Annotated in this window: 19 protein-coding genes and 1 riboswitch; of the genes, 9 read left to right on the top strand and 10 right to left on the bottom strand. The window is 70.9% G+C overall.

Annotated elements, in window-relative coordinates; all coding sequences use genetic code 11:
- Position 1 precedes the first annotated feature (1 nt).
- Both AB0O76_RS25175 and AB0O76_RS25170 read right to left on the bottom strand, forming a co-directional pair.
- A complete protein-coding gene (locus AB0O76_RS25175; RefSeq protein WP_353962302.1) occupies positions 2–58 on the bottom strand; it encodes a trp operon leader peptide in 57 nt (18 codons plus the stop codon).
- A 10-nt stretch (positions 59–68) separates the two neighbouring features.
- Positions 69–656 (bottom strand): TetR/AcrR family transcriptional regulator, encoded by a 588-nt coding sequence (locus AB0O76_RS25170; protein WP_365495426.1) that lies wholly within the window; start codon positions 654–656, stop codon positions 69–71.
- A 51-nt stretch (positions 657–707) separates the two neighbouring features.
- Here AB0O76_RS25170 and AB0O76_RS25165 point away from each other — a divergent pair, with 51 nt between their 5' ends.
- The 3 genes from AB0O76_RS25165 (at position 708) to AB0O76_RS25155 (ending at position 3,450) form a co-directional block, all read left to right on the top strand.
- Entirely contained in the window at positions 708–1,637 is a 930-nt protein-coding gene (locus tag AB0O76_RS25165; RefSeq protein WP_365495423.1) for a DUF2867 domain-containing protein, read from the top strand.
- A 35-nt stretch (positions 1,638–1,672) separates the two neighbouring features.
- Positions 1,673–3,025 (top strand): class II 3-deoxy-7-phosphoheptulonate synthase, encoded by a 1,353-nt coding sequence (locus AB0O76_RS25160; protein WP_365495420.1) that lies wholly within the window; start codon positions 1,673–1,675, stop codon positions 3,023–3,025.
- A 176-nt stretch (positions 3,026–3,201) separates the two neighbouring features.
- Entirely contained in the window at positions 3,202–3,450 is a 249-nt protein-coding gene (locus tag AB0O76_RS25155) for a (2Fe-2S)-binding protein (RefSeq protein ID WP_365495620.1), read from the top strand.
- A 24-nt stretch (positions 3,451–3,474) separates the two neighbouring features.
- On the opposite strand, the gene bfr is transcribed toward AB0O76_RS25155, so the two are convergent.
- Positions 3,475–3,954, bottom strand: a complete 480-nt coding sequence (gene bfr / locus AB0O76_RS25150; RefSeq protein ID WP_360763209.1) for a bacterioferritin — start codon at positions 3,952–3,954, stop codon at positions 3,475–3,477.
- A 167-nt stretch (positions 3,955–4,121) separates the two neighbouring features.
- On the opposite strand from bfr, the gene AB0O76_RS25145 reads away from it, so the two are divergent.
- On the top strand, positions 4,122–4,754 hold the full coding sequence (locus AB0O76_RS25145; protein WP_266867914.1) for a sulfite oxidase-like oxidoreductase: 633 nt from the start codon (positions 4,122–4,124) through the stop codon (positions 4,752–4,754).
- A gap of 27 nt (positions 4,755–4,781) precedes the next feature.
- On the opposite strand, the gene AB0O76_RS25140 is transcribed toward AB0O76_RS25145, so the two are convergent.
- From AB0O76_RS25140 to thiO, 6 genes are all read right to left on the bottom strand, one after another.
- Positions 4,782–5,306: a DUF4396 domain-containing protein gene (locus AB0O76_RS25140; protein ID WP_365495415.1), complete on the bottom strand. Its 525-nt coding sequence runs from the start codon at positions 5,304–5,306 to the stop codon at positions 4,782–4,784.
- A gap of 104 nt (positions 5,307–5,410) precedes the next feature.
- Positions 5,411–6,295 carry a deoxyribonuclease IV gene (locus AB0O76_RS25135; RefSeq protein WP_365495412.1) on the bottom strand — a complete coding sequence of 295 codons (885 nt, stop codon included), beginning with the start codon at positions 6,293–6,295 and terminating at the stop codon, positions 5,411–5,413.
- Positions 6,296–6,468: 173 nt separating this feature from the next.
- Positions 6,469–8,430, bottom strand: coding sequence for a Stk1 family PASTA domain-containing Ser/Thr kinase (gene pknB, locus AB0O76_RS25130; RefSeq protein ID WP_365495408.1), 1,962 nt, complete (start codon positions 8,428–8,430; stop codon positions 6,469–6,471).
- A gap of 176 nt (positions 8,431–8,606) precedes the next feature.
- A complete protein-coding gene (locus tag AB0O76_RS25125; RefSeq protein WP_365495405.1) occupies positions 8,607–9,404 on the bottom strand; it encodes a thiazole synthase in 798 nt (265 codons plus the stop codon).
- 6 nt (positions 9,405–9,410) lie between these two features.
- Positions 9,411–9,620 carry a sulfur carrier protein ThiS gene (thiS, locus tag AB0O76_RS25120; protein ID WP_365495402.1) on the bottom strand — a complete coding sequence of 70 codons (210 nt, stop codon included), beginning with the start codon at positions 9,618–9,620 and terminating at the stop codon, positions 9,411–9,413.
- Entirely contained in the window at positions 9,617–10,807 is a 1,191-nt protein-coding gene (thiO, locus tag AB0O76_RS25115; RefSeq protein ID WP_365495399.1) for a glycine oxidase ThiO, read from the bottom strand. The genes thiS and thiO overlap by 4 nt, the downstream gene beginning before the upstream one ends.
- Positions 10,805–10,917, bottom strand: a riboswitch (TPP riboswitch). (Overlaps the previous gene by 3 nt.)
- Positions 10,918–11,081: 164 nt before the next feature.
- Here thiO and AB0O76_RS25110 point away from each other — a divergent pair.
- From AB0O76_RS25110 to AB0O76_RS25090, 5 genes are all read left to right on the top strand, one after another.
- A complete protein-coding gene (locus tag AB0O76_RS25110; RefSeq protein ID WP_365495617.1) occupies positions 11,082–12,269 on the top strand; it encodes an FAD-dependent oxidoreductase in 1,188 nt (395 codons plus the stop codon).
- Positions 12,270–12,320: 51 nt separating this feature from the next.
- A complete protein-coding gene (locus tag AB0O76_RS25105) occupies positions 12,321–12,686 on the top strand; it encodes an Rv2175c family DNA-binding protein (RefSeq protein ID WP_365495396.1) in 366 nt (121 codons plus the stop codon).
- Positions 12,687–12,771: 85 nt separating this feature from the next.
- Complete coding sequence (gene thiE, locus AB0O76_RS25100) at positions 12,772–13,422, top strand: thiamine phosphate synthase (RefSeq protein WP_365495392.1); 651 nt, start codon at positions 12,772–12,774, stop codon at positions 13,420–13,422.
- Between the two features lie 112 nt (positions 13,423–13,534).
- Complete coding sequence (gene metF, locus AB0O76_RS25095; RefSeq protein WP_365495389.1) at positions 13,535–14,455, top strand: methylenetetrahydrofolate reductase [NAD(P)H]; 921 nt, start codon at positions 13,535–13,537, stop codon at positions 14,453–14,455.
- A gap of 45 nt (positions 14,456–14,500) precedes the next feature.
- Positions 14,501–15,367, top strand: a complete 867-nt coding sequence (locus AB0O76_RS25090) for a hypothetical protein (RefSeq protein WP_365495386.1) — start codon at positions 14,501–14,503, stop codon at positions 15,365–15,367.
- Between the two features lie 29 nt (positions 15,368–15,396).
- Here the strand turns inward: AB0O76_RS25090 and AB0O76_RS25085 are convergent, their stop codons facing one another.
- Entirely contained in the window at positions 15,397–16,923 is a 1,527-nt protein-coding gene (locus AB0O76_RS25085) for an NAD(P)/FAD-dependent oxidoreductase (protein ID WP_365495383.1), read from the bottom strand.
- Between the last annotated feature and the right edge of the window lie 17 nt (positions 16,924–16,940).

The raw sequence follows: 16,940 nt of genomic DNA, 5'->3' as shown, positions 1-16,940 counted from the left end.
ATCAGTGGGCCGCCGGATGAGCGGGCCACCACCAGTTACGGGTCTGCTGCGAGTACATGCCACGCACCTTAGCGCATCATCAGGACGTCCAGGGCCTCGTCGAGATAGGCGCCGAACTCGTCGGTCGCGGGCAGCGCCGACGGCACCGCGTGCCCGAGCTGGGCGTGCCCCAGATAGACCGTGTACGCGAGAAGACCGCGCCGCCGCGCCTCCGCCTCGGGGAAGCCGAGCCCGGCGAAGAGCTCGGCGACGTACGCGACCCGGCGCTCGGTCACGCGGCGCATGACCTCGGCGACCTGGGGGTGCGACGCGGTCGCGAGGAGGGCGACCTCCAGGGGGTCGGAGGTGGCCGACGAGATGGCCTCGGCGAAGAGCAGCCGGACGCGCTCGCGCGGGTCGGGCTCGGCCTCGACCTCCTGGATCGTCCCCTCGGTGTGGATCTCCGCCCAGCGGTTCAGGGCGGCCTCGATGAGCGCGTCACGGTTGGCGAAGTGCCAGTAGAAGCTGCCCTTGGTGGTGCCGAGGCGGACCGCCAGGGGCTCCACGGCGACGGCGGCGAGCCCGCCCTCGCCGATCGCGGTGAGCGCGGCGTCCGCCCAGTCGTCGGCGGTCAGGCGGGGCTTCACCGCGGTCTTCTTCTGCTGCCGTTGCACCATGTCCGTACGGTACCGTATGGTCGACCATACGCCAGCGTATGGAGGTGCGCGATGAGCACGGTACTCAATGAGCACGAGCGCGTGATCAAGGCCCCGGCGCGGGAGGTCGGTGCCCTGCTCGACCGCCTCTCCGCCGATGACGACCCGATCTTCCCGACGCCCGCCTGGGAAGGGATGATCTTCGACCGTCCGCTCGGCGTGGGCGCGACCGGCGGCCACGGCCCGGTCCGCTACAGCGTCACGGAGTACGAGCCCGGCCACCGCGTCCGCTTCGATTTCACCCCGCCCGACAACGGCTTCCACGAGCTGACGGTCGAGCCCATAGGGGAGCGGCGCTGCCGCGTGCGGCACGTTCTGCGGACCCGGCCCGAGGGCATGAACCGCGTCCTGTGGCCCACCCTCATCAGGCCCCTGCACAACACGATCATCGAAGAGGTCTTCGACAACAACGAGCGCGTCGCGACCGGCGGCTGCGCCCGCCCCGTCCGGTGGTCACCCCTGGTGCGGCTCTACAACCGGCTCGCCTGGACCCGCCCGGAGACCGTCGGCGTACCGGAGGCGGCCGGCCTGATCCGGTCCGCCGTCGAGCGGCCCGGCTATGAGGACGCGTACCGCATGGAGCTGCTCCCCGGGCAGCCGCGCGACCCGGAGGCCTGGACCGGCATCCTGCGCGACGCCTTTCCGGTCCTGGCCCGCGAGGGCGACGAACTGCTCCTGGAGGTGGACACGGCCGGCCTGACCGCCCGCGCCTCGATCCTGGTCGACGAGCGGTACGTCACGCTCAGCACCGCCGCCCGCGCCGACACCCTGCGCGGCCGGGTCTACTGGGCGGTGGTGCGGCGCGTTCACCCCTTCATGGCCCGCACCATGCTGCGCCGCACCCACCGCAGGCTGACCCTCGCGACGCCGAACGCGGGCGAGCGGGAGCTGGCGCGCCGCCGCTCGGCTGTGTCGCCTCCGTCTCACTTGGTGAGCGGGTGAATGGACGGCGGACATCACCCCGTAATGTTGTCGGGGTGACCGTGAACGCTAAGAGCACCCCGACCGGTGGCAACACCTGGCGAGACCTTCCCGCGGCGCAGCAGCCTGAGTACCCCGATGCCGAGGCTCTGCGCGATGTGATCGCGGACCTCGAGTCGTATCCGCCGCTCGTCTTCGCAGGCGAGTGCGATCAGTTGCGCGCCCGCCTTGCGTCTGTGGCCAAGGGCGAGGCGTTCCTGCTCCAGGGCGGCGACTGTGCAGAGGCCTTCGACGCCGTGTCTGCCGACCACATCCGAAACAAGCTGAAGACGCTGCTCCAGATGGGCGCCGTCCTGACCTACGCCGCCTCCGTGCCCGTCGTGAAGGTGGGCCGCATCGCGGGGCAGTACTCGAAGCCCCGCTCCAAGGGCACCGAGACCCGCGACGGCGTGACCCTGCCGACGTACCGGGGCGACTCGGTCAACGGCTTCGACTTCAACGAGAAGGCCCGCATCCCGGACCCCGAGCGCCTGAAGCGGATGTACAACGCATCCGCGTCGACGCTCAACCTGGTGCGCGCCTTCACTACCGGCGGCTACGCCGACCTGCGCCAGGTGCACGCCTGGAACCAGGACTTCGTGAAGTCGTCCCCCTCGGGCCAGCGCTACGAGCAGCTGGCGCGCGAGATCGACCAGGCGCTGAACTTCATGCACGCCTGCGGGGCCGACCCGGAGGAGTTCAAGACCGTCGAGTTCTTCGCCTCGCACGAGGCGCTGCTCCTCGACTACGAGTCGGCCCTGACCCGCGTGGACTCGCGCACGGGCCGCCTTTACGACACCTCGGGCCACATGGTCTGGATCGGTGAGCGCACCCGTCAGCTGGACGGCGCGCACATCGAGTTCGCCTCCAAGGTGCGCAACCCGATCGGCATCAAGCTCGGCCCGACGACGACCACGGAGGAGGCGCTGCAGTACATCGAGCGCCTCGACCCGGACCGCGAGCCCGGCCGCCTCACCTTCATCGTCCGCATGGGCGCCGACAAGGTCCGGGACAAGCTCCCGGAGCTTGTCGAGAAGGTCACCGCGTCCGGCGCGACCGTCGCCTGGGTCACCGACCCGATGCACGGCAACACCTTCGAGGCGGCATCCGGCCACAAGACCCGCCGCTTCGACGACGTGCTCGACGAGGTCAAGGGCTTCTTCGAGGTCCACAAGGGCCTGGGCACCCACCCGGGCGGCATCCATGTCGAGCTCACCGGTGACGACGTCACCGAGTGCGTGGGCGGCGGCGACGAGATCTTCGTCGACGACCTGCACCAGCGCTACGAGACGGCCTGCGACCCGCGCCTGAACCGCAGCCAGTCCCTGGACCTGGCGTTCCTGGTGGCGGAGATGTACCGGGACCAGTAATTCCCTCCTGTACGCAGCGGTGGGGCGCGGATCCATGTGATCCGCGCCCCACCGGCGTATCCGGGGCTTTTGCGAGCAGGAAGCGGCGGGTAAGGTTAGGTTAGCCTCACCGATCAATCGGGACGGGCACTACTTATGGATCCTGCTGTCGATCCCGATCGATGACGCACCGGGAGGTGAACCGCATGTTCGTCTGCAACTGCTTCGGCATCACCGAGGAGCAGGTGAAGAAGCATGCGGACGACGGCGCGTGCACCCCCCGCCAGATCGCGTCGGCCTGCAAGGCGGGCACGGACTGCGGTTCGTGCGTACGACGTATCCAGGCCCTGCTCGGCCGGGGCGCGTGCCCCACCCGCGAGCTGGTGAAGGACGGCAACCCCGCGGTGGCCCTCGCTTCCGACGCTGAGCTCCCGGAAGCCGCCTAGCTCTCCTGCTCTAGCCCTCCGGCTCTAGCCCTCCGGCTGCTCGACGAGCTGCGCGATGTACAGCGGCTCGCCCAGCTTCTCGATCAGCTCGAGCTGGGTGTCGAGATAGTCGATGTGGTGCTCCTCGTCCTCGAGGATCGACTCGAAGATGTTGGCGGACGTGATGTCCCCCTTGCCGCGCATCACCTCGACGCCGCGCTTGAGGCGGTCGATCGCCTCCACCTCGATCTGCCGGTCGGCCTGGAACATCTCGGTGAGCGTCTGGCCCACGCGGACGTGGAAGAGCCGCTGGTAATTGGGCAGACCGTCGAGGAACAGGATCCGGTCGGTCAGCGTCTCGGCGTGCTTCATCTCGTCGAACGACTCGGCCCGGGTGTACTTGGCGAGCTTCGGCCAGCCGAAGTTCTCCTGCATTTTCGCGTGAAGGAAGTACTGGTTGATCGCCGTCAGTTCGGCGGTCAGCTGCTCATTGAGAAACTCGATGACCTCGGGGTCGCCCTGCATCGCAGAGGCTCCTTCCAAGTGTGTTGGCTGGCCAGGTAGCGCGCATCCTTGCACCGGTGTTCGGAGGTCGTCCAGTAAGTGCACGCTTAGTAGGAGTTGCCCGAATCAGCGTTTGGGCGAGGGCTGCCTGGTCACGTCCACTGCCCCGGGTCTGTCAGGATGGAGGCATGGGTCAGCCGGCGGATCACGCATCTCGGAGAGCGGCGGAGCCGGAGCTTCCACCGGGACAGCGCCTGCAGCGTGGCTGGCCGGTCACGCACTACGGCCCGGTGCCGAAGTTCCGCCCGGAGCGCTGGGAGTTCAGGGTCTTCGGGGCCACCGCCGACGGCGAGAAGCACTGCTGGACGCATGAGGAGTTCTCGGCTCTTCCGTATGCCACCGTCGTCGCCGATCTGCACTGCGTCACGAAATTCAGCATGCTCGGCGCCGAATGGGGCGGGGTGCCCGCGCGTGCGCTGCTCGACATCGCGCCGCCCGCGCCCAATGCCACGCATGTGATGGTCTGGGCCGAGTACGGCTTCAGCTCGAATCTGCGGATGGCCGACTTCGCGTCCGACCGCACGATTTTCGCCACGCACAAGGGCGGCGAACTGCTCACCGCGGAGCACGGTTTCCCGCTGCGGCTCGTGGTGCCCCATCTGTACGCCTGGAAGGGCCCCAAGTGGGTCCGCGGCATCGAGTACATGACGGCCGACCGCCGCGGCTTCTGGGAGGAGCGCGGCTATCACAACGTCGGCGACCCCTGGGCCGAGCAGCGGTACTCGTACCAGGAAGAGCCCGGGGACGGCCCCGAGCTCTAGTCCTGCGTACGCTGCTGATTTCGCTGGTCAGTGGTGGTACTGGTGCACCACGGCGTGGCCCTTGCCGCGGCCGATCATCCACTTGTTGACCGGAGTGGTGATCACGAACGCGGCGGCGAGCGCGATGGCGAGGATCGACCAGAACATCGGGTCCGAGAGGTGGGCGTCCATCGCTCCCGGCCAGAACGCGATCACGCCGTTGTCGATCAGCTCCATCACCGCGATGGACAGGGTGTCCGCGGCGAGCGCGACCCGGAACGCCGTCTTGAAATCGACGCCGGCCTTGAGGACGCCGCGCAGGGTCAGGGCGTAGCCGAAGAAGAACGCCAGGATGATCGCGAGGATCATCGTCTCTACGTTGCCCCAGCCGAGCGCGGTGCCGATCACCATGCCGAGGACCTCGCCGATGGCGCACCCGGTGAGGCAGTGCAGCGTCGCCTGGGCCGCCATGCGCCAGCTGACCTTGCCGATGCCGTGCGCGTGGTGGCCCTCGTGGCCCTCGTGCCCCTCGTGGGTGTGGTGCGCGTGCTCTGCGTGAGCGTCGTGCTGCATGAGGAGCCCCCAATGTCGGATAGCCGTTCCTGCCGTCAGACAGAAACGGTATACCCCTAGGGGGTATTCCTCAAGGTCTCTAAGCTCTGCAAGCCCTACAAGCTCTACTTGCTCCTCAGGTTCTTCAGCCGCGCCACGTCCGCCGCGTGCCCCTCCTTGCCGCCCGGTGTCTCGATGATCAGCGGTACGCCATCGGTCGCGGGGTGCGCCATCAGCGCGCGGAACGGGTCCTCGCCGATGTGGCCGGTGCCGATGTTCTCGTGGCGGTCCTTGTGGGCGCCGACCACGTCCTTGGAGTCATTGGCGTGCACCAGCTTCAGACGGCCCTCGCCGACCGTGTCGACCAGGAGATCGAGGGTCTGGTGCATGCCGCTGGGCCCGGTCAGGTCGTGGCCCGCCGCGAAGATGTGGCAGGTGTCCAGACAGATCCCCAGCTTCGGGTGGGCGTCGAGCGCCTCGAAGTACGGGCCGAAGTCCCAGGTGCGGGAGCAGAGCGAGAAGCCCTGCCCGGCGGTCGACTCCAGGAGGAGATACGGATCGTCGTCGTGGGTCAGCTCGTCGAGCAGCGGCAGCATCCGGTCGCGCACCTGCTTCAGGGCGACGGAACGGTCCCGGCCGCCCGTCGCGGAGCCGGTGTGCACGACGACGCCGAGTGCTCCGATCTCGCGGCCGCGGCGCAGCGAGTGGCGCAGGGACTCCACGGACTTATCGACGGTCGCCTCGGTGTGCGAGCCGAAGTTGATGAGGTAGGGCGCGTGCACGTACGCGGGAATCCCCTCGGCGGCGCAGGCCGCGCGGAACTCCTCGTCCTGCTTAGGGTTGCCGGGTGGAGTGGCCCAGCCGCGCGGATTGGCGACGAAGACCTGGACGGTCTCGGCGCCCATCTCACGGGCGTAGGGGAGCCCTACGGAGGCGAGCCCGCCGGCCACGGGGACATGGCCGCCGACGGGGTTGCGGGATGCTGCGCTGGGGGACTTGTTGCTGCTCACGGGGTCCAGGGTGGCATGCGTGCGGGGCCGGTCCTTCGGCGGATCCCCGCGCGCCGGCTGCGCCCCCGAAGGGGCGGCGCGACCGGCCACGACGCACTCGCAGGCGATAACCGAGCCACGATGCCGCCCGCAGGGGGGACGCTGAGCCCCCTGCAGAAGGCCCCCAGCCAGACCTAGCGGATCTCGATGGTGATGGTCGACCCCTTGGGGGCCTCCTCGCCACCCTCCACGGACTGATCATTCACGGTGTCCCCGAAGAGGCCGAGCAGACCCTTGTCCTCCTCGACCTGGAAGCCCGCGTCCTTCAGCTCCTGCGTGGCCTCGTCGACCTTCATGCCCTCGACGTCCGGGACCTCGACCATCTGCGGGCCCTTGGAGATCTGCAGCGTGACCGTGTCACCCTCGGCGAGCTGCTTCTCGCCCTCCTTGGGGGACTGCGCGGCGACATCGCCCTTGTCCTCTTCGGAGTTGACCCGCGTCGTGGCGATCTTCACCTTGAGCCCGGCGTCCTTGAGCTCGGCGGTCGCGTCGGCCTCGGACTCGCCCGTCACGTCGGGGACGTCGATCGGAGAGCCCTTGCTGACCACGATCGCGATGGCGGAGCCCGCCTTGCGCTTGATGCCCGTGCCCGGGGCCGTTCTGATCACGGAGCCCTTGCGGACCTCCTCGCTGAAGGACCTGGTCGTCATGCCGGGAGCGAGCCCCGCGTCCTTGAGTTCCTTCTTCGCCGCGGCCAGCGGGGTGTCCTTGAGTTCGGGGACCTTGACGATCTCCGGGCCCAGCGAGACGGTCAGCGTCACGCCGTCGTTGTCCCGGATGCGCTCGCCCGCCTTGGGGTCGGTGGCCATGACCGTGCCGCGCTTGTCGGTGTCGCTGTACGCGCGCTTGACGTCCTTCACCTCGAGCCCGGCCTCGTCGAGCCGCTGCTCGGCCGCCGCCTCGGTCTTCGCCAGGAGCGGCGGGACCTTCGTGAACTGGCCGGAATTGATGTACCAGACGCCCGCGCCGAGGCCGAGCGCCAGGAGCACGGCGGCGACGATCGCCAGGACGCCGCGGCGGGGGTTGGACCGCCGGCGGTCGGGGCCGGGTGCGGCCGGCGGGGCCGCCGGAGGCGTCGCCAGGATGCTGGTGCGGTTGAGCGGGTCCTGCTGCTGGTCCTCGCCGTCCGTGGGGAGCGACATCTGCACGGACCGCGCGGCGCGCGGAATCACGCTCGTACGGTCGTCTGAGATGTCGCGGTGTTCGTGCTCGGTCGTGCGTGCCTGCGGCGGCACCGCGTCCAGCTGCTCCACGGAGAGCGCGGCCCGCGCCTCCCTGGCCTGCCCGAGGAGCGCCACCGCGTCGTGCGGGCGGACGTCCGGGGTGCGGGCGGTGGCGGAGGCGACCAGTTCGTCGAGTTCCACGGGGAGCCCGGGGACGGCCGCGGACGGGGGCGGCACGTCCTCGTGGAGGTGCTGGTAGAGCACCTGGGCGGGCGATTCGCCGGAGTGCGGCTTGGCGCCGGTCAGCATTTCGTAGAGCACGACACCGCACGCGTACACGTCGACACGGGTGTCGGCCGTGCCGTGCTCTATCTGCTCGGGCGCGAGATAGGAGACCGTCCCGAGGACCGTGCCGGTCGTGTTCGTGACGGTGTCCACCGCGCGCACGAGGCCGAAGTCGGCGACCTTGACCCGGCCGTCATCCCCTATGAGGACGTTCTCGGGCTTCATGTCGCGGTGTACGAACCCGGCGCGGTGCGCGGCGCCGAGCGCGGCGAGCACCGGCTCCAGGATGTCGAGCGCGGCCCGCGGCTGCAGGGCACCGCGCTCGCGCAGGACGTCGCGCAGGGTGCACCCGGCGATGTACTCCATCGCCAGATAGACGTACGCACCGTCGGTGCCCTGGTCGTAGACCCCCACCACGTTCGGGTGCGAGAGCCGGGCGACCGACTTCGCCTCGCGGATGAAGCGGTCGACGAACGAGACGTCGGCAGCGAGCGTCGGGTGCATCACCTTGAGCGCGAGCACGCGGTCGAGGCGGGTGTCCACGGCCCGGTAGACCGTGGCCATCCCGCCGACCGCGATCCGTCCGTCCACGCGATAGCGGTCGTCGAGCACCTGCCCGACGAGCGGGTCCTGAAGGGTCGTGTCCACGGAGGGAGTCTACGAGCCACGACTGACAGGGTTGCCCGCCTGGTCGGCTTCAGAGCCGGACTGCAGCCGACCTGTGACGCATGGCCGTTCCGGCTGTGGGCAGGCGTTCCGCAGGGCGAGTGGGGTCTCCCCTGCTGGCACAGCCCCCCGCTGCAGGGCGCCGAAGAATCGGGCGCTCAGAAAGCCGGCCGCTCCCGGTGGTCCAGCTCGGCCAGGCCCTCCGCAGGAGAAGACGCCTCGGCGAAGTGCCGCCGCGGAATCCGGCCCGCCCGGAAGGCGAGGCGCCCCGCGTCGACCCCGTGCCGCATGGCCTCCGCCATGAGCACCGGCTCCTGCGCCCGCGTCACGGCCGAGGCGAGCATCACACCCGCACACCCCAGCTCCATCGCGAGCGCCGCGTCCGACGCCGTGCCCGCCCCCGCGTCCAGGATCACCGGCACGCGCGCGTGCTCGACGATCAGCTGGAAGTTGTGCGGGTTGCGGATCCCGAGCCCGGAGCCGATGGGCGACCCGAGCGGCATGATCGCCGCGCAGCCCACGTCTTCCAGCTTCCGCGCGAGGACGGGATCGTCGTTCGTGTACGGGAGGACGGTGAAGCCGTCGTCGACGAGCGTCTCGGCGGCGTCGATGAGCTCGATCGGATCGGGGAGCAGGGTGCGCTCGTCCGCGATGACCTCCAGCTTCACCAGATCCGTGCCGAGCGCCTCGCGGGCGAGCCGGGCGGTCAGGACGGCCTCGCCTGCGGTGAAGCAGCCCGCCGTGTTCGGCAGGACACGGATGCCGAGCCTGCCGAGCACGGAGAGCACCGAGCCCTGCACGCCCGGATCGAGGCGGCGCATCGCGACCGTGGTCAGCTCCGTTCCGGAGGCGACGAGGGACCGCTCAAGGACGTCCAGGCTGGGCGCACCGCCCGTACCCATGATCAGCCGTGAGGAGAGCGTGAGCCCGCCGATGACGAAGGGGTCGTCTGCCATGTCGGTTCAGCCTCCTTGGACGGCGGTGAGTACTTCGACGCGGTCGCCGTCGGCGAGCGTCGTGGTGGACCACCGCGCGCGCGGGACGACGGTTTCGTTGAGCGCCGCGGCCACGCCGGACGGGGCCGCGGTGAGCGTGGCGACGAGGGATTCGAGCGTGGTGCCCGCGGCCACCTCGCGGACTTCTCCGTTGACTGAGACGGCTGAGTGGGTCATGCGGGCTGCTCCAGGAGGGACTGTGCCGAGGGGGCCGTGGCGAACCGGCGGGGAGTGAACGCGCGCGCCTCGTCGGGCAGTTCACCGGTGACCAGGGCGTGCGCCATGACGTCTCCGGTGACGGGCGTCAGAAGGACGCCGTTGCGGTAGTGGCCGGTGGCCAGCTGGAGGCCGGGCAGGGCGGTGGGGCCGAGCATCGGCGCGTTGTCGGGGGAGCCGGGGCGCAGACCCGCGCGGGTCTCGGTCAGCGGCAGTTCCGTGATGCCCGGTACGAGCTCGTGGGCGTCCCGAAGCAGCTCGTACACGCCGCCCGCGGTGACCGTCGTGTCCCAGCCGAGCTCCTCGCTCGTCGCGCCGACCACGAGCTCGCCGTTCTCGCGCGGCACCAGATAGACATGGCTGCCCCGGACCACGGCGCGCACTGTGCGGCTCAGGAACGGCGCGTAGCGCTCCGGAACCGTCAGCCGCAGGACTTGCCCCTTGACCGGGCGAACGGGCGGCAGAACCCCCTCAGGGATCCCTGAGAGGCGTCCGCTGAGGCTGCCCGCGGCCAGCACGGTCCGGTCGGCCTCCAGGGCGGTGCCGTCCGCGAGGACGACGCCGGTGGCCCGGTCGCGTACGACCGTCAGGCGCTCCGCCCACGCCCGGTGGAAGACCACGCCCGCCCGCTCGCACGCCACCAGGAGCGCCGCGGCGAGCCTGCGCGGGTCGACCTGGTGGTCGCCGTCCACGCGGAGCCCGCCCCGCACACCGGGCGCGAGCATCGGTTCGAGGCGGCGGCACTCGCGCCCGCTCAGCCACTCCGAATCGAGCCCCGACTGGCGCTGGAGGGTGTGCAGTTCGCGCAGATGGGCGCGGTCGTCGGAGTCCAGCGCGACGGCGAGCGTGCCGCACGCGCGGTAGCCGAGATCGCGGCCGCTCGCCTCCGTCAGCTCCTGCGCGAACGCCGGATAACGCTTCGCGGAGGCCAGATTCAGGCCGAGCAGCGTCTGCTCGCCGTAGTGGAGCTCGGTGACCGCCGCCAGCATGCCCGCGGCGACCTGCGCCGCGCCGCCGCCGGGCTCGGGGTCCACGACCGCCACGGACAGGCCGCGCTGCGCCGCCCGCCAGGCCGTGACCAGGCCGATGATGCCTCCCCCGACGACGAGGACGTCCGTCGTCGCGTGGGGTGGTGTACGTGGATGCATGGGTGTCCAGCCCCTCCCTTCGCCGGCATGACCCGGATCAGGTTCGTACGGTCGGAGGCCGTCCAGCCTCCCTCTCAGCCCGGTGCGTCCGGGCTCCCGCGAGTGCTCTGCACCGGCCACCCTAGCCCGTCGTGTCCGGTGGCAGTAGGGGGAGCTGTCCGGATATGGGCGATGACGGTGTGTCAGAGATCTCCTCGTCGCGCCCTGAAGTCGGCGTCCTGTGCCGTCCTACAGTGATCGGGTGAGCGAGCAGCAGAGGCAGGCAGAGCGCCGGGTGGTCATCGTCGGTGCGGGGATGGCCGGGGTGCAGACCGCCGTGGCCCTGCGCGAGCAGGGGTTCACCGGTGCGGTCACCCTCATCGGGGCCGAACCCCATCAGCCGTACGACAGGCCGCCGCTGTCCAAGGCCGTGCTGCTCGGCAAGGCGGAGGGCTCCGCCTTCGACGTCGACTTCGAGGCGCTGGGCATCGAGCTGAGCCTGGGCCACGAGGTCACGGGCATCCGCCCGGCGGAGCATGAGCTGGACACCGCTTCGGGGCCGGTTCCCTACGACGCCCTCGTCATCGCGACCGGCGCCGAGCCGATCCTGCTGCCGGGCGCCTCCGGAGTCCCCGGCGTACATCTGCTGCGCACCCTGGACGACGCCGAACGGCTGCGTCCTGTGCTCGCCGAGCAGCACGACATCGTGGTCGTCGGGGCGGGCTGGATCGGCGCCGAGTTCGCCACCGCCGCGCGCGAGGCGGGCTGTGCGGTCACCGTGGTCGAGGCCGCCGGGCGGCCGCTCGCGGGGGCGCTGCCCGCGGAGGTCGCGGCGCCGATGGCCGCTTGGTACGCGGACTCCGGTGCCGAACTGCGCACCCACGCGCGCGTGGAGCGCGTCGAGCCCGGCACCGTCCTCCTGGACGACGGCACCCGCCTGCCCGCCGGCGCGGTCGTCGTCGGCATCGGCGCCCGGCCCGCCACGGACTGGCTCGCCGACTCCGGGATCGCCCTCGGCGCCCACCGGGAGGTCGTCGCCGACGACCACCTGAGGACCTCGGAACCGGATGTGTACGCGGTCGGGGACTGCTCCTCCTTCCCTTCGGGAAGGTACGGCGAGCGCCTCCTCGTCCACCACTGGGACAACGCCCTCCAGGGCCCGCGCACGGTCGCGGCCAACATCATCGGCGAGACCCCTTCGGCGTACGACCCGGTCCCGTACTTCTGGTCCGAGCAGTTCGGCCGTTTCGTCCAGTACGCGGGACACCACGGCTCCGCCGACGCGCTGGTGTGGCGCGGTGACCCGTCGGGCACGGCCTGGACGGTGTGCTGGCTGCGTGCGGGCGCCCTGGTGGCCGTCCTCGCGGTGGGCCGCCCCCGGGACCTCGCCCAGGGCCGCAAGCTGATCGAGAGCGGCGCGCGGCTCGATCCGGCCAAGGCGGCGGACCCTTCGGTGCCGCTCAAGAAGGCGGTGCAGGAGTAGCCGCGCCGACTGCTCCGCCCTCTGTCAGTTCTCGGGGATACGCTTTGTCCTGTGACCGAGATTGACGCAAAGACTGATGCTCTCGTCCCCGCATGGCTCCACCTCCCCGACATCGCCGAAATGCTCGACGTCGAGGTGACGCGCGTGCGCCAGCTGGTGAAGGAGGGCCAACTGATCGCCGTGCGCCGTGGTGAGAACCGCGCGCTCCAGGTGCCCGCCGCCTTCATCGACGGCGACAAGATCGTCAAGGGCCTGACCGGCACCTTGACGCTCCTGAGGGATGACGGCTTCTCCGACGAAGAGATGCTGGAGTGGCTCTTCACTCCCGACCCGACCCTGCCGGGCACGCCCGCGCAGGCGCTGAGCGAGAATCGCGGCACGGAGGTGAAGCGCCGCGCCCAGGCGCTCGCCGTCTGACCTGATCCGAACCGCGCGGTGTACGGGCCGCACCCGCTCCACGCGGCCCGTACGCCACCGCCACCGACAACGGGGGGAACACTCCATGGCCATGACGCCTGCCCGCGAGCAGCTCGCCGACGCCCGCCTCTACCTGTGTGTGGACGCCCGCAAGCGCCAGGGAGACCTCCCGGAGTTCCTCGACGCCGTCCTCGGCGCCGGCGTCGACATCGTGCAGCTGCGCGACAAGGGCCTGGAGGCCGCCGAGGAGCTCGAGCACCTCCAGTTCTTCGCCGACGCCGCACGCCGGCACGGCAAACTCCTCGCCGTGAACGACCGCGCGGACGTCGCGCACGCCATCGGCGCCGATGTGCTGCACCTGGGCCAGGGCGACCTGCCCGTGCCCGCCGCCCGCCGCATCCTGGGCGACGACGTACTCATCGGCCGCTCCACGCACGCCGAGTCCGAGGCCGCCGCGGCGGCCGTCCAGGACGGCGTGGACTACTTCTGCACAGGCCCCTGCTGGCCGACCCCCACCAAGCCGGGACGGCACGCCCCCGGTCTCGACCTGGTCCGGTACACGGCGTCGCTCGGCACGGACCGCCCGTGGTTCGCGATCGGCGGCATCGACGCGGGCAATCTGGACGAGGTGCTCGAAGCGGGCGCCCGCCGCGTGGTCGTCGTCCGGGCGATCACCGAGGCGGACGATCCGGCGGCAGCCGCGGCGGACTTCGCAAAGCGGCTGCGTACGGCCTGATCGGCGAGCTTCGTACGGCCTGATCGGCGTTGTTTCGGCCATCCTCCGGGGAAGCTGTCCGTAAGGTGGACGGGGATTAGCCGGTGCGGCACCCCGTCGCTAACCTGCCCGTATGGCCCTAGGCACTGCTTCCACCAGGACAGATCGCGCACGCACCGTGCGCGACATGCTTGCGACCGGCAAGACCACGTACTCGTTCGAGTTCTCGGCGCCGAAGACCCCGAAGGGCGAGCGGAACCTGTGGAACGCGCTGCGCCGGGTCGAGGCGGTGGCCCCCAGCTTCGTCTCCGTGACGTACGGAGCGGGAGGCTCGACGCGTGCGGGCACGGTCAAGGAGACCCAGCAGATCGTCGCCGACTCCACGCTCACGCCGGTCGCCCACCTGACCGCGGTCGACCACTCGGTGGCCGAGCTGCGCAACATCATCGGGCAGTACGCGGACGCCGGGATCAGGAACATGCTCGCGGTCCGCGGCGACCCGCCCGGCGACCCGCTCGCCGACTGGGTCAAGCACCCCGAAGGCCTCACGTACGCCGCCGAACTGGTCCGGCTGATCAAGGAGTCGGGTGACTTCTGCGTGGGCGTCGCGGCCTTCCCCGCGATGCATCCGCGGTCGGACGACTGGGACACGGACGTCCGGCACTTCGTCGACAAGTGCCGCGCTGGCGCCGACTACGCGATCACACAGATGTTCTTCTACCCGGAGGAGTATCTGCGCCTCCGCGACCGGGTCGAGGCCGCGGGCTGCTCCACGCCGATCATCCCGGAGATCATGCCGGTGACGAACGTGCGCATGCTGGAGCGGCTGCCCCAGCTCAGCAACGCTTCCTTCCCGCCGGCGCTCAAAGAGCGCATCCTCACAGCCAAAGACGATCCGGCGGCTGTACGCTCCATTGGCATCGAGTTCGCGACGGAGTTCTGCGCGCGGTTGCTGGCCGAGGGTGTGCCGGGGCTGCACTTCATCACGCTCAACAACTCCACGGCGACGCTGGAAATCTACGAGAATCTGGGCCTGCATCACCACCAGGCCTGAAACGGCCGTACCCACGGGGCGGCGGCCGTGGGGAGAGGGGCGTACATGGGCTGGACGGTCCTCTACATCGCGTTCGGATGTGTCGCGCTGTGGCTGCTGGGCGAGGTGCTGTTGCAGTACAAGGCGCGGCTGCGCTGGCGCCTGCTCGCCTTCGGGGGCTTTCTCGGGGTGGTCATCGGCGTCCTGATGCCGTCGGTGTGGGTCATCGGGGCGGGCGCGATCGCCTTCGCGACGGGGCAGACGTACGTGACGCTGTCGTTCCGCCGCGGCTTCTCGACCGGCTGGGCGCTCGGCGGCCAGCCCGGCCTGAGCAAGCGCCGCAAGACCTCGCCGCGGGCCGCCGCCCAGGACCCGACGCTCCAGGTCTCCGACCTCGAGTACGAGCAGCCTGAGCCGCCCGCGCACGCGCCCGGCGAGGGGGTCTACGCGCCGGAGCCTCTGCCGGACGACACCGGGCAGTACGGCGTGTACAGCGACTCCGCGTACGCGCAGCAGCAGCCCGCCCAGGACAGCGGCTACGGCTATGACACGTACGCCGCGGCGGGCTACGACCCGCAGCAGCCCTACGCCTACGGGGAGACCGGGCAGCAGCAGTACGCCGCGTACTCCGACCCGTACATCGGGACGCAGACCTACGGCGGCGAGCAGAGCTACGACACCTACGGCGACCAGCAGCAGTACCCGCCCTACCCTGCAGCCGATCCGTACGGCAACGGCAACGGTGCTGGTGGCTACAGCGAGACGCCGCCCGGCGGGGTCTGGGTGCCCCAGCAGCGCAGCGTCGACGACCCGTACGGGGCGTACGGGGGCGAACTCCCGCCCGAGCAGCCCAATCCTCACCAGGGCGAGCAGCCCGTCAATGGGAACGGTTACGGGTACGACGCCGGGTACAACGAGCAGTACCGGTACTGATCCCGGGACTCACGTACTGATCCAGGGACTCACTGCGAGCCGCGGAACTCCGGACCCTCCACGATCAGGCCGGCGACCAGCGTGCCCGACATGCCGGCGTGCGGAAGACCGCCGCCCGGGTGCGACCAGCCGCCGACCGCGAAGAGCCCCGGCACGCGCGTGCTGTTGGCCGGGTGCAGCAGCCGGCCTTCGCCCGCCGCGAGGGACGGGGGCGGGACCGCGCCGCCTTCGGCGCCCGTGGCCTGTGCGATATCGGCCGGTGTGCGGACCTCGTGCCACAGCAGGCGCTCTCGCAGCCCCGGCACGGCCGAATCGGCGCGTGTCAGCATCCGGTCCACGTCCGCCTCGGTGATCTCCGTGTGCGCGGGCACGGTGGCCGTGAAGGTGACCGCCTCGTGCTCGGCGTCGGGCGTGAGCGACGGGTCGTCGGGGCGCAGCACCGTGACGGTCGGAGTGGCGGGCAGTCCCGGGCGGTCCCCGAAGAGCCGGTCGAGCTCGTCCTGCCGGTCGGGGGTGTGCAGCACCGTCCGGTGCGGGGTCCCATCGGGCCGCGCTCCGCGCAGCGCGACGAGGACCGTGAGGCGGCTTGGCAGTCCGGACCTGGCCTGCACCTCACCCTCCGCTCGTATGTTCACACCGGAGGCCCCGGACATGCCGGATACACCGGACAACAGGCCGTCCAGTACGCCGGGCGCGACACCGGCGACCACGAAGTCCGCCTCGTGCGCCGTCCCGTCCGCGAGCTCCACGCCCGCCGCGCGGCCGTCCTTCTCGACGATCCGGGTCACCGCGGAGTCGAACGCGAACTCGACCCTGCGGGCCAGGCACCGCTCGTACACGGCCCGGGCCAGGGTGCGCATTCCGCCGCGCACGGACCACGCGCCGAAGGTGTGCTCCAGGTAGGGCAGGACGGCCGCGCTCGCCGGGGCCGTCCGCGGATCGAGGCCGTACGCGAGGGCGTACTGCTCGAGGAGCGCGCGCAGCCGTGCGTCCCCGCCCAGTTCGAGCTCGGCGACCTCGGTGAGGGTGGCCGCGCGGCGCTCGCGCCGCAGGAGGCGCTTGTGGGGCACCGAGGGATAGGGCTCGCGGTCGGCCAGCACCTGCCAGTTCGGCCAGAGCGGCTCTTCCAGGAGGGGGCGGCGGGTGCGGTCCCACGCCTCACGGGCGCGGTTCATGAACGCTGACCAGCTGGCGCCCGCACCACTGCCGAGTGCCGCGTCCAGGGCCTCGCCGACGCCCGCGCGGGACGCGTTCGGCAGATCGGCTGTGGTGCCGTCCGCGAAGACGTGCCGGACCGCGGGCTCCACCTGGGAGAGCTCGACGACCTTCTCCAGCGGCTCCTTGCCCGTCTTCACGAACAAGTCGCGGTAAACGGCGGGGAGATGCAGCAGGCCCGGGCCCGTGTCGAACGCGAAGCCGTCCCGCTCCACGCGGCCGAGCGCGCCGCCGTACGTCCCCGACCGCTCGTGCACCACCACCCGGTGGCCCGCGACGGCCAGCCGGGCGGCCGCCGCCATCGCGCCCATCCCGGCGCCGATCACCACAATCCGTGCCATGCGAAAAACCTTATCGG

Origin of the sequence: Streptomyces sp. NPDC086554 (assembly GCF_040686095.1) — a bacterium.
GTDB lineage: Bacteria > Actinomycetota > Actinomycetes > Streptomycetales > Streptomycetaceae > Streptomyces.
The sequence above is the reverse complement of the archived record's forward strand: the minus strand, read 5'-3'. Positions and strand labels throughout refer to the sequence as shown.

Coding starts and splice junctions, on each gene's coding strand:
- AB0O76_RS25125 (WP_365495405.1), bottom strand. CDS start 9,404: ATGGCAGACGACCCCTTCGTCATCGGCGGGCTCACGCTCTCCTCACGG.
- thiO (WP_365495399.1), bottom strand. CDS start 10,807: ATGCATCCACGTACACCACCCCACGCGACGACGGACGTCCTCGTCGTC.
- thiE (WP_365495392.1), top strand. CDS start 12,772: ATGGCCATGACGCCTGCCCGCGAGCAGCTCGCCGACGCCCGCCTCTAC.
- metF (WP_365495389.1), top strand. CDS start 13,535: ATGGCCCTAGGCACTGCTTCCACCAGGACAGATCGCGCACGCACCGTG.
- AB0O76_RS25085 (WP_365495383.1), bottom strand. CDS start 16,923: ATGGCACGGATTGTGGTGATCGGCGCCGGGATGGGCGCGATGGCGGCG.
- AB0O76_RS25165 (WP_365495423.1), top strand. CDS start 708: ATGAGCACGGTACTCAATGAGCACGAGCGCGTGATCAAGGCCCCGGCG.
- AB0O76_RS25145 (WP_266867914.1), top strand. CDS start 4,122: ATGGGTCAGCCGGCGGATCACGCATCTCGGAGAGCGGCGGAGCCGGAG.
- AB0O76_RS25090 (WP_365495386.1), top strand. CDS start 14,501: ATGGGCTGGACGGTCCTCTACATCGCGTTCGGATGTGTCGCGCTGTGG.
- bfr (WP_360763209.1), bottom strand. CDS start 3,954: ATGCAGGGCGACCCCGAGGTCATCGAGTTTCTCAATGAGCAGCTGACC.
- thiS (WP_365495402.1), bottom strand. CDS start 9,620: ATGACCCACTCAGCCGTCTCAGTCAACGGAGAAGTCCGCGAGGTGGCC.
- AB0O76_RS25140 (WP_365495415.1), bottom strand. CDS start 5,306: ATGCAGCACGACGCTCACGCAGAGCACGCGCACCACACCCACGAGGGG.
- AB0O76_RS25170 (WP_365495426.1), bottom strand. CDS start 656: ATGGTGCAACGGCAGCAGAAGAAGACCGCGGTGAAGCCCCGCCTGACC.